General features: G+C 57.4%; 11 protein-coding genes. 4 read left to right on the top strand and 7 right to left on the bottom strand.

Annotated features, from left to right (window positions below; translation table 11 throughout):
- From AC222A_RS12910 to bioB, 6 genes are all read right to left on the bottom strand, one after another.
- A partial coding sequence (locus AC222A_RS12910) for an acyl-CoA dehydrogenase family protein (protein ID WP_486775076.1) occupies positions 1-814 on the bottom strand: 814 nt, incomplete at its 3' end.
- A gap of 161 nt (positions 815-975) precedes the next feature.
- Positions 976-2,613, bottom strand: coding sequence for an acyl-CoA dehydrogenase family protein (locus tag AC222A_RS12905; protein WP_372748722.1), 1,638 nt, complete (start codon positions 2,611-2,613; stop codon positions 976-978).
- Between the two features lie 117 nt (positions 2,614-2,730).
- The gene (gene bioD / locus AC222A_RS12900; protein ID WP_486775075.1) at positions 2,731-3,414 is read right to left on the bottom strand and encodes a dethiobiotin synthase; all 684 of its coding nucleotides are present in this window, start codon (positions 3,412-3,414) and stop codon (positions 2,731-2,733) included.
- Positions 3,407-4,945 carry a malonyl-ACP O-methyltransferase BioC gene (bioC, locus tag AC222A_RS12895; RefSeq protein WP_372748724.1) on the bottom strand — a complete coding sequence of 513 codons (1,539 nt, stop codon included), beginning with the start codon at positions 4,943-4,945 and terminating at the stop codon, positions 3,407-3,409. Before bioC ends, bioD begins: the two co-directional genes overlap by 8 nt.
- Entirely contained in the window at positions 4,945-6,102 is a 1,158-nt protein-coding gene (gene bioF / locus AC222A_RS12890) for an 8-amino-7-oxononanoate synthase (RefSeq protein ID WP_372758211.1), read from the bottom strand. Before bioF ends, bioC begins: the two co-directional genes overlap by 1 nt.
- Positions 6,103-6,148: 46 nt before the next feature.
- On the bottom strand, positions 6,149-7,195 hold the full coding sequence (bioB, locus tag AC222A_RS12885; RefSeq protein WP_372747510.1) for a biotin synthase BioB: 1,047 nt from the start codon (positions 7,193-7,195) through the stop codon (positions 6,149-6,151).
- 66 nt (positions 7,196-7,261) lie between these two features.
- On the opposite strand from bioB, the gene AC222A_RS12880 reads away from it, so the two are divergent.
- Both AC222A_RS12880 and AC222A_RS12875 read left to right on the top strand, forming a co-directional pair.
- The gene (locus tag AC222A_RS12880) at positions 7,262-7,942 is read left to right on the top strand and encodes a ComF family protein (RefSeq protein WP_372747511.1); all 681 of its coding nucleotides are present in this window, start codon (positions 7,262-7,264) and stop codon (positions 7,940-7,942) included.
- Between the two features lie 23 nt (positions 7,943-7,965).
- Complete coding sequence (locus AC222A_RS12875) at positions 7,966-8,955, top strand: serine/threonine protein kinase (protein WP_372747512.1); 990 nt, start codon at positions 7,966-7,968, stop codon at positions 8,953-8,955.
- Positions 8,956-9,077: 122 nt separating this feature from the next.
- Here the strand turns inward: AC222A_RS12875 and AC222A_RS12870 are convergent, their stop codons facing one another.
- Entirely contained in the window at positions 9,078-9,857 is a 780-nt protein-coding gene (locus AC222A_RS12870; protein WP_372747513.1) for an SDR family NAD(P)-dependent oxidoreductase, read from the bottom strand.
- Between the two features lie 119 nt (positions 9,858-9,976).
- Here AC222A_RS12870 and AC222A_RS12865 point away from each other — a divergent pair, with 119 nt between their 5' ends.
- Positions 9,977-11,203, top strand: a complete 1,227-nt coding sequence (locus tag AC222A_RS12865; RefSeq protein ID WP_372747514.1) for a CaiB/BaiF CoA transferase family protein — start codon at positions 9,977-9,979, stop codon at positions 11,201-11,203.
- Between the two features lie 38 nt (positions 11,204-11,241).
- Positions 11,242-11,532: a hypothetical protein gene (locus AC222A_RS12860; RefSeq protein ID WP_372747515.1), complete on the top strand. Its 291-nt coding sequence runs from the start codon at positions 11,242-11,244 to the stop codon at positions 11,530-11,532.

Genomic DNA, 11,532 nt, shown 5'->3' with positions numbered 1-11,532 from the left:
CGTCAAAGTTCAGAACCGCGGTGGCAGAACCCTTGATGCCCATCTTGTGTTCGATGGAGCCACAGGTCACACCGTTGCGATCGCCCAGCGTAGAATCTTCATGGGCAATAAACTTGGGTACCAGGAACAGGGAAATACCCTTGGTGCCTTCCGGCGCGCCTTCGGTACGGGCCAGTACCAGGTGAATGATGTTCTCCGCCATGTCGTGCTCGCCGGAGGAGATAAAGATTTTGGTACCGGTGATGGCGTAGGTGCCATCGCCATTGTCTTTCGCTTTGGTGCGCGACAGACCAACGTCAGAACCGGCGTGAGGCTCGGTCAGACACATAGTACCCGTCCAGGTACCGTCGACCATTTTCGGCAGGTAGCGCGTCTGCTGCATTTCGTTGCCGTACTCTTCCAGTACGCGTGCCGCAGAGCTGGACAGGCCGGGATACATGCTCCAAGACCAGTTAGCACCACCCATCATGTCTGACAGCAGCAGACCAACAGACGGAGGCAAACCCTGGCCACCAAATTCGGTACGGGCGCTTACACTGGTCCAGCCAGATTCGCAGTATTGCTGATAGGCTTCTTTGAAGCCGTCCGGTGTAGTCACACCGTCTTCGCTCCAGGTACAACCCTGCTGGTCGCCGATCTGGTTAAGAGGGGCAATCACTTCCTCAGCAAACTTCGCACCTTCGTTCAGAATGGCATCCAGAAGATCGGGAGTCACTTCCTCGCGATCAGACAGCGTGGGATAGTGCTGATCAACTTTCAGCAAATCATTCAACACAAACTGCATATCGCGCAACGGAGCTTTATAAACGGGCATGGCTCTTACCTCAATGTTCGTGGCAGGAGAACAACTCAACCGCCAATGTTGACGGCGAGTATATTAGGCAAATCAATTAGTGCTTTGCAAGAGATTTGCCGTCAAATTACCTTTATCGAACATTTACTACTTATATTTCAAAAGGTTACAAACCTTAGTATTTACTCGTATATGTGCGGATTGGCGCGATTTACCAATAAATCCAGGTTCAAACCGGCGGGAAGCGCCCCAAAGTGATGGCTCGGAGACTGCGAGCGACCCGCCAAAAATGCCTCGGCGATCGCTGCATTCGGGCTGCGCAGCAGCAATGAGCCCTGCAGACTGAGACCCAACAGCTCGGCCAAGCGGCGCGCCGACGACTCATCAGCTGCCGCCAACTCGTGCTTCAGGTTCTCCACCACCGCATCCTGCCGCGGATCCATATTGGCAGTGGTCAGCAGCTCAGCCATCCAGGCATCCACCACTTCCGGGCTGCGCTCCATGGCACGGCGCACATCCAATGCCTGAATGTTGCCTGAGCCCTCCCATATCGCGTTTATCGGCGCTTCCCGATACAAACGCGGCATAATGCAGTTCTCCATCACGCCGTTGCCGCCAATGCACTCCATTGCTTCGTAGGCGTGCTGAGGTGTGCGCTTGCAGATCCAGTATTTGCCAACCGCCGTGCCGAGTCGAAGCAGTAGCTGATCTTGCTCACTGCCACCATCGAGAGCCTGCGCCATTCGGAATGTCATGGCCAGCGAGCCTTCTACCTCCAATTGCAGATCAGCAATCACATTGCGCATGATGGGTTGGTCTATCAGACGCTTACCGAAAGCCTCGCGCTGACTGGCGTGGTGTGCCGCCTGCACCACAGCCTGGCGTTGACCAGCACTGGAACCGATCATGCAGTCAAAGCGCGTCATCGCCACCATCTGAATGATGGCGGGCACACCGCGTCCCGGCTGGCCAACCAGCCAGCCCAAGGCGCCGCGAAACTCCACCTCCGACGAGGCGTTGGCAACATTGCCCATCTTGTCTTTCAGGCGTTGAATTTCCAGCGGGTTTTTATGACCTTCCGGGTGCCAGCGCGGCACCAGAAAACAACTGATGCCCTGATCGGTCTGGGCCAACACCAGAAAAGCATCACACATGGGTGCCGACAGAAACCACTTGTGCCCGACCAGCGAATAAGCATCCATCCCATCCACTTCGCCGACCCGAGTAGCCTGGGTCGTGTTGGCGCGCACGTCAGACCCGCCCTGTTTCTCGGTCATTCCCATGCCAATGGTCAGGGCTGACTTTTCGCTGTAGTGCACATTCCGCGGATCGTAGGCATTCGCCAGCACCTTGGGCAGCCAGCGCTCCGCCAGCACAGGGTTTAGCTTGAAGGTCGGCACCGAGGCAAAGGTCATCGTCACTGGACAGCCGTGTGCCGCTTCTATCTGGGAATGTAGATAATATCTGGCGGCGCGCGCCGCATGACTGCCGCCCGTCCAGGGCTCACTGTGTAGCCCGGACTGATAAGCCTGCTCCATGAGCGCATGGTAGCTCGGATGGAACTCTATCTCGTCCAGTCGATGACCAAAACGATCATGGGTATGCAGCACCGGCTTGTGTGCATTGGCCTGAAAACCCAGCTCGATAAATTCAGGCAAGCCACACAGCTGGCCATAGTCCACCAGTGACTCATCAGCCTGTGGCGCCTGAGCCTGAATCGCTTCCCGCAACGCCTGATCACCTAGATAAAGATTGTGATTCTCCAGCGCCGAAGCCTGATTGAACACTTCATGGGTAGACTCAAAGTTCTCGAGAGGCATGATTACTCCTGCACAACATTCAATACCGAATCAGCAGAGTAAACATCGTCTGGTCACAGGCGTAAAGGCGGCTGCACTTATTCCCGATATTTTTAAAGCCAGGACCTGCCCACGGCTTTAGAGTACAAGCTGAGCAAGATCCAGGTGGGGAGCAACGTGAGTGCCCTGAGTGTCCTGCAAGCGGGGAATTACGCCAAGGCAGGGCGCTGGCAGAAAGTGCTTAAGGGTAGCGATATTGTCATCAAAGCAGGCCATCTGCGGGTCCACCGTATTGGCAACCCACCCTGCCAATGGCAATCCATCGCGCTGAATCGCCTCAGCCGTTAACAGTGCGTGGTTGAGACAACCCAGCTTCATACCAACCACAAGAATAACCGGCAGCTGCAGTTCAACAGCCAGACCAGCCAGCGTTTCGCGCCCACTTAGCGGCACCCGCCAGCCGCCGGCTCCCTCTACCAGCGCAAAGTCGCTCGAGGTCATTAGCGCACCTCGACAATAACCCGCCAACTGAGACACGGTAATGCGCTTACCCGCTTGCTGTGCGGCGATATGGGGGGCGATTGGCGGATCAAACAAAACCGGATTGACCTGTTCATAAGCAAGCTTGACGCTGGCACTGTCCATCAGCGCCAACGCATCTTCGTTACGTAGTTCGCCAGCAATGTTGTCGGCACCTGCAGCCAAAGGCTTTAGAGCCAATGTTCGAAGCCCTAGCTGATTGGCAGCCGCCAGCAGGCCACAGGCAACGGTGGTTTTACCGATTTCAGTATCGGTACCAGCCACGAAGAACTTTTTACCCATTGCTATCACTCTTTTTTTTCAGGTGCAGATACCAGACTTGATAACTGGCGGGCAGCAAGCCCCGCTCATTGCGGTAACTTTCGTAAGCCGTCATAAAGCGCCGCAATGCCTGCTTACCCATCAGACCACCGGCCCGGTCGCTATTGACGTTATGTGCTCCGAGGTTCTTTAGCTCGCCCATCAGTTCGCGCAAATGCTGGTACTCCAGGATTTCCTGCGCTTCTTGCCAGGCAACCAGCGTCAAACCACTCAGCGCTATGCCACGTTCAAGTTCATCGCGCGCCAAAAAGCGATTCACATGGGTGCTGTTGTCAGCTGCCCGGCCCGCCTCCCGCAACTCAAACAAGGTGTCAGGCCCCAGAGTGCTTACCAGCATTTCACCGCCCGGCCGCATCACGCGATAGGCTTCTGCAAATACGGCAGCGATATTTTCACACCACTGCACTGCCAGCGACGAGAACACCTGATCCACACTGTCGTCCGCCAGTGGCAAATCTTCTGCGTCGCCACACACCCAGCCCTGGGCATCACGCCCCTCCAGTGAACGGGCGTAAGTCAGCATACCTTCGGCGAGGTCCATCGCGATGACACGCTGCGCACAGCCGCTCAATTTCGGCAGGCTGTAGCCCGTGCCGCAACCGAGATCAAGTGCAACGCCGCATTCCACATCGGCCAACCGCGTGGCGAGCGTATCGGCGACGCGGCGCTGCAAGTCTGCAACGCTGTCGTAACTCTTGGCTGCCTTGCTGAAAGAGTGTGCAACCCGGCGCTTGTCGAGATGGTGTTCCGTGGTCTCTGACAACAGTGCGTGCTCACGGCAGAAACCAATAACCTCCCGCCAGAAGTTCTCAGTCGAAGATTCAAATAGCCGATGCCCGCCACCGGCCAGCAGCCGTGTTTTCAACGACGGATTCAGGGCATTAACGTTTGCAACGCATGCCTGCGGAACCAGCGCATCCTCGGCACCAAACAACAGCAGCGCCGGGCACTGAAGACCACGCAGCGCAGCGCGGTTATCCATTTGCCTCAACCATTCCAGCAAGGCGCGCTGAATGGACGCATTGCCCAGCTGACTGGCAGAGGCTGCATTCTGAAGCAAATCAAAACGTTTCAGACCGCGCGCGGGGTTTGCTTCAAAGCGCGCGACAAAATCGTGAAAAGTTTTCAACGGCATAGCCGCTTGCCAGTCTTCGCGCTCCACAAAGCTCGCATTGCTCGCAACAGTGATCAGCGCGGCAACCCGCTCGGGATAGCGGGCCGCTATGCTGGTTGCCAGCATGCCGCCAAGCGACCAACCCAAATAGACAGCCCGTGCCGGCATTTGCTGCATTAGCTGATCGATAAAAGCGTCAAGATCAGCATTGTGATCACGACTGGCGCCGTGACCCGGCAGGTCGATGAGCGTGACATTAAAATGCTGCCGCAGCAGCGGCAACGCCGATCGCCAGCAATCACTTGTTGCGCCCCAGCCGTGCAGCAATACCAGTTCTGCCCCCGCCTGCCTGGCAGGCACCCGTTCGCGATACAGCATCAGGCACCACCGCCGATTGCGACAGCCAGCGCGTCCAGCAACTGGTCGATCTGCGACTCACTGTGCGCCGCACTGAGGGTTATGCGCAGGCGTGAGGTACCTTCTGGCACCGTGGGCGGACGAATGGCGGAAACCAGAATACCCTGCGCTTCCAACGCCCGGCTCAGTGCCAGCGCCCGCTCGTCCGAGCCCACCTGCAGCGGCTGTATTGCCGTGTTAGACGGCATGAGCGACAGGCCAAGCTGTATCGCCCCCGCGCGAAAACGCGCAATGGATTTTTGTAGTTTTTCGCGACGCCAGGCTTCACTCTCCAGCAATTCCAGCGCCGCGAGATTGGCCGCTGCCACTGCCGGCGGCATGGCCGTGGTGTAAATGTACGGGCGAGCAAACTGAATCAGACTTTCAATCAGGGTTTCGCTGCCGGCGACAAAGGCCCCAAAACCACCGACGGCTTTGCCGAGCGTGGCCATAAGAATCGGCAATTCGTTCTGATCCAACTGTTCGGCACAGCCGGCGCCGCGCTTGCCCACGACGCCAAACCCGTGCGCGTCATCTGCCATCAACCAAGCGCCGTGTTGCGCGGCGACTGCCGACAGACAAGCCAGCGGTGCTTCATCGCCATCCATGCTGAACACATGATCGACGACCACCAGCTTGCGACCGGATTCATTTTTGCGCAGCCGGCGCTCAAGGTCACCGACATCGTTGTGGGTAAACCGCTGAAAACGCGCTCCGCTGAGCAGTCCACCGTCCAGCAGCGATGCATGGTTTAAACGGTCTTCATACACTGCATCACCACGCCCTACCAATGCGGCAATCACACCCATATTGGCCATATAGCCCGTGGAAAACAGTAGTGCCCGGTCGCGCCCTGTGAACTCGGCAAGGCGCTCTTCAAGCAAGTGGTGGTAGCGGGAATGTCCGCACACCAGATGGGATGCGCCGCTGCCGACACCGACCGCATCAGCAGCATCCTGCATGGCTTTAATCAGCGCAGGGTGGCTGGCCAGACCAAGGTAGTCGTTGCTGCAGAACAACAGAACCTCTTTGCCATCGACACGGGCGGTCGCGCCAGTCGCGCTGTTCAGCGTCCGGCGCACGCGATAGCGATGCAATGTGCGACGCTCTTCAAGCGCCGCAGCCAGTTCGGATTCCATGGGGTGGGTCACGGGTTGTAGTGGCCGACGTCAGTTGGCCGACTGCTCAGGCCGTTGCGTCGTAGAAGAAGCGATCGTTTTGCGCCTGCTCTACCTTGGCCTGCAGCGCAGCTTCCTGCTCATCTTCACAGTACTGCTCATCGCGCTCTTCTGGCTTGATTCCCAGTCGATCGAACAGCTTGAGGTCTTTGTTAGCCTCAGGGTTCGGCGTGGTCAGCAGCTTTTCGCCATAAAAGATGGAATTGGCGCCGGCAAAATAGGCCAACGCATGCATCTGCTCGTTCATCTCCTCACGGCCCGCCGAAAGCCGCACGTGAGAAGCAGGCATTAGGATACGGGCCACGGCGATGGTGCGGATAAAGTCGAAGGGATCGAGATCATCCTCTTCAGCCAGCGGGGTACCTTCCACGCGCACCAGCATATTAATGGGTACACTTTCCGGATGCTCGGGCAAATTCGCCAGCTGAATCAGCAGGCCGGCACGATCGCGAACACTCTCACCCATCCCCACGATGCCACCACTGCAGACTTTCAAGCCGGCCTTGCGCACATTGGACAGAGTATCCAGACGATGTTGATAGGTACGGGTGGTAATGATTTCGCCGTAGAACTCGGGCGAGGTATCGAGGTTGTGGTTGTAGTAATCAAGGCCGGCATCCGCCAGCTCTTCCGCCTGCTCTTCGCTGAGCATACCCAGCGTCATGCAGGTTTCCAGGCCCAACTCTTTCACACCTTTTACCATGGCGGTCACGTAGGGCATGTCTTTTTTCTTGGGTGAGCGCCAGGCGGCACCCATGCAGAAACGGCTGGCACCGGTGGCTTTAGCAGCACGCGCCTCAGCCAACACCTTTTCCACTTCCATCAGCTTTTCCTGCTCCAGCCCCGTGTCGTAACGGTTGCTCTGAGGACAGTATTTGCAATCTTCAGGGCAGGCGCCGGTTTTGATAGAGAGCAGCGTGCTGACCTGCACCTGATTGGGATCAAAGTATTCCCGGTGAACAGTTTGCGCCTTAAACAGCAGATCATTAAACGGCAGCTCAAACAGCGCGCTGACTTCTGCGGGGGTCCAGTCGTGGCGAATCGGGGTGCTCATGGCGTATCCTGTGATTTTAAGGCTAACAAAGCCACCCATTCTATCTGTCAACCTGCAGGGACGCAAATGGTTAACAGCACGCTTAAACACCTGTCTTACAAGCTCTTTCCCGGCGCCTGCCAGCTCTGTCTTGGCGCCACCGACCGCCCCAGCGAAATCTGCAGCGGCTGCGAAGCCGAACTGCCCTGGCTAACCCGGCGCTGTGATCGCTGCGCCCTGCCACTGACCACACCCGGCATCTGCGGCCAGTGCCTGAAAAGGCCACCTCTGTTTGATGCCTGCTATGCAAGCTGGGAATATGGCTTTCCCATCGACACCTTGATCAGCCGCTTCAAATATCATGGCGACCGGACAACGGGCGCCCTGCTGAGCGAGCTATCCGTCCCGCCACTGACGGCAGATCTGCTGATTCCCGTGCCCATGCACTGGCGACGGCAATTTGCTCGCGGCTACAATCAGACAGAAGATATAGCCAGACATTGGAGCCGTGCGACGGCCATCCCAGCATGCAACGCGCTAAAACGCTGCAAAGACACCCCGCCACAACAAGGCTTAAGTGCCAGCGCCCGCCGCAAAAATCTCGCCGGTGCATTTACCGTTATACGTCCTGAGCTTATCAGGGGCCGAACCATCGGCCTGGTCGACGATGTACTGACAACAGGCGCGACAGCCAATACCCTCGCCGCTATACTGCGCAGGGCTGGCGCCACCAGTATTACTGTTTGCTGCCTGGCGCGAACCCCCTGACAACGTTGTACCGGAGCTGTCGTATGCGTGAAGATGTAAACCCCCACCCCTACGAAGCCCTTACCCCCGATATGGTTATCGACGCGGTCGAAAGCCTCGACGTACTGTCTGATCTGCGCATTCTCGCCCTGAACAGCTACGAAAATCGCGTTTATCAGATCGGCATCGAAGGCGGCGAACCACTGATCGTCAAATTTTACCGGCCAGAGCGCTGGAGCGACGAACAAATACTGGAAGAACACCGCTTCAGCTGGCAGTTGCACGATGCCGACATTCCCGTGGTTCCACCTTGGAAGAACGAAGACGGCGACACCCTCTTCGCCTTTAAAGGTTATCGCTTTGCCATCTATCCCCGACGCGGCGGACACGCCCCGGCGCTGGATGACCTCGACAGCCTGTTTCAGCTAGGCCGCCTCGCCGGGCGAGTTCACAATGTGGCACGACTGGAAGAGTTCAAACACCGCCCCGCACTGACCACCGAAACCTTTGGTGAAAGCAGTGCCGCCTTTCTCTTACAACATTTTATTCCGCAGGAATTGCGCAACGCTTACGAAACCCTCAGTCGCGACTTGTTATACCGAATTCGCCAACGCTTTGACGAAGTAAAGCCAAGCCTGCAGCGTGTGCACGGCGACTGCCACGTGGGCAACATTCTATGGCGTGACGACGAGGTTCACTTTGTGGATCTGGACGACAGCCGTATGGCGCCGGCCATTCAGGATATTTGGATGTTTCTGTCCGGCTCACGTGACGCGCAGCAGCGACAACTGTCAGAGCTAGTGGAAGGATACAACGAATTCAGCGATTTCAACGCGCGCGAATTACCCTTGGTCGAACCCCTGCGCAGCCTGCGCATCATGCACTACAGTGCCTGGCTAGCCCGGCGCTGGGACGACCCAGCCTTTCCCCGTACCTTTCCCTGGTTCAATACAGAGCGCTATTGGGCCGAGCACATCCTGGAACTGCGGGAACAGCTAGCGCTGCTGAATGAGCCGCCGCTGGAGGTATTTTAGCCCTCCTCCACCCGAGATCATGCCCACCCACCTGGCAGCGCAAGCCTTTGCACTGAGTTGCGGCAACACCGATCTGGTTCAAGTTACTAACTCCGAACCAGATCGCGCATCACCAAACCTTATTAGCGCGGCTGCATCCGAATAGCACCATCAAGACGAATCGTTTCGCCGTTGACATACCCATTGCGCACCAGCTCCATTGCCATGCTGGCGAACTCACCTGCATTACCCAAACGCGGTGGAAACGGCACCATCTTGCCCAACGCATCTTTCATTTCCTGAGGCGCACGCGCCATGGCAGGGGTGTCAAAAATGCCCGGTTGAATCGTGTTAACGCGAATACCCTCGCGGGACAGATCGCGGGCGATGGTCAGCGTCATACCCACGATCGCGGCCTTGGCGGCAGAATAGGCGGCCTGCCCCATCTGACCTTCTGTGGCAGCAGCCGACGCGGTATTGATCATTACGCCGCGCTCACCGTCGATCGGTTCCAGCGTCATCATGCCCGCTGCCGCGCGGGTAATGCAGCGGAAGGTGCCAACCGTATTGAGCTTTAGTACCCACTCGAATTTGTCCGAAGGGAAAATATTGATCTCTCCGGTTTTCTTGTCTCTACGGGCAGTGGGAATTGCATTTCCGCCACCGGCACAGCTGATTAGAACACGTTCCTGACCGTTGGCCTCGCGGGCTTTAGCAAACGCCGCATCCACGCTCTCATCCGACAGCACATCCACCTGACAGAAGATAGATCCCGTCTCCGCCGCTGCTTTTTCCCCGGTTTCCGGGTTGAGATCAAAGATGGCAACCTTGGCGCCCAACGCTCGCAGCGCCTGCACGGCGGCAAAGCCCAGGCCTGACGCACCGCCCGTGACGACGGCGGCCACAGAGGAATCGATTTTCATAGGAGAGTCTCCCGCACTATAGTTAGGATGATGCGGTGTTTATACCTTAGCCAAGGCCTGTATACAACAACATTGTTGAGTAGTATCATGAGGGTTTTCAGCGACGGCAGGAGTGCACAATGGCCCAGGTCATGAAAGGGGTTCGAGTCCTTGAAGTAGCGCAATTTACCTTTGTACCCGCAGCAGGCGCCATTCTCGCTGACTGGGGCGCCGACGTAATCAAAATCGAGCACCCGGTGCGTGGCGATACCCAGCGCGGCTTTGTCAAAATGGGTGGTGTCGACACCAACCCCAACCGCAGCCCCTTCGTTGAGCACCCTAATCGCGGCAAACGCAGCGTGGGCGTAGATATCTCCACCCCCGAAGGCATGGAAGTTATTCTGGAGCTGGCCAAAACCGCCGATGTATTCCTGACCAACTACCTGCCGCGTCAACGCCAGAAAATGGGCTTTGATATCGAGCATATCCGCAAAGTTAACCCCAACATCATTTACGCGCGTGGCAGCGCCTTTGGCGATAAAGGCCCCGAGCGCGACACCGGAGGCTTTGACGGCACCGCCTTCTGGAACCGCAGCGGCATTGCCGACGCCATGTCACCCAAAGAACTCGGCGGCCCCCTGTCACAGGGCATTCCCGCCTTTGGTGATTCGATTGGCGGCATGACCATCGCTGGCGGTATCGCCGCCGCCCTGTTCCACCGCGCCCAAACCGGCGAGGCAACAGAGGTGGATGTGTCTCTGCTCAGCACCGCCTGGTGGGCAGCCGGCACCTCCATCGACATGGGGATTGAAACCGGCCAGATCATGAGCAACCGCATGCCCCAATCCGGCGCCAATCCCGGCAACCCGCTGATGGGCAACTACTACGCAAAAGATGGCGGTGTCATCAACATGTGTACGCTCACGCCTGGGCCGCACATCAAGAACTTCTTCGAACATATCGGCCGCCCGGAATGCGCTGACGACGAACGTTTTTCCACAGCAGAAAACCTGATGAAAAACTGGGAAGCCGCCAGCGACATTATTGTGGAAGCCTTCGCCTCGAAGGATTTCAAATACTGGCGCGAGCACCTCAAAACTTACAGCGGACAGTGGGCCCCAGTACAGAGCCTGCTTGATATCGCCACCGATGAACAGGCGCTGGCCAATGACATGCTGTTTGAAGTCGAAGCGGCCGATGGCGGCGAACCCATCAAACTGGTACGCGGCCCGGTTCAGTTCAACCATGAACCGGTGAAAACCGAACGCGCACCACTGGCGTCCGAGCACACCGAGCTGGTGCTGATGGAAATCGGCATGGAATGGGATCGTATCGAGCAACTCAAAGAAAAAGGCGCCATTGCCTGACACAAGGCAGCGCCTGCTAACCAGAAGGGACAAACACAATGAAACCCGGAACAAAATTAAAGAGCGTTGTCTGTGACACCGAAGTCATGGTTATCAAAGGCAAGGATCTGGTCGTGGAGTGCGGCGGGGCGCCAATGGCCGATACCGCACCTGCCGAAAAGGGCAGCGTGGATTCCAATTTTGCCGAGGGCACCAAGGTCGGCAAGCGTTACGTTAACACCGATGGCAGCGTTGAGCTGCTGTGCGTGAAAGCCGGCGCCGGGTCATTGGCCATTGGCGGCGAAATGCTGACCACCAAAGACGCCAAGCCCCTGCCATCTTCAGACTAA

This window comes from Litorivivens sp. (genome assembly GCF_057445395.1).
The sequence above is the reverse complement of the archived record's forward strand: the minus strand, read 5'-3'. Positions and strand labels throughout refer to the sequence as shown.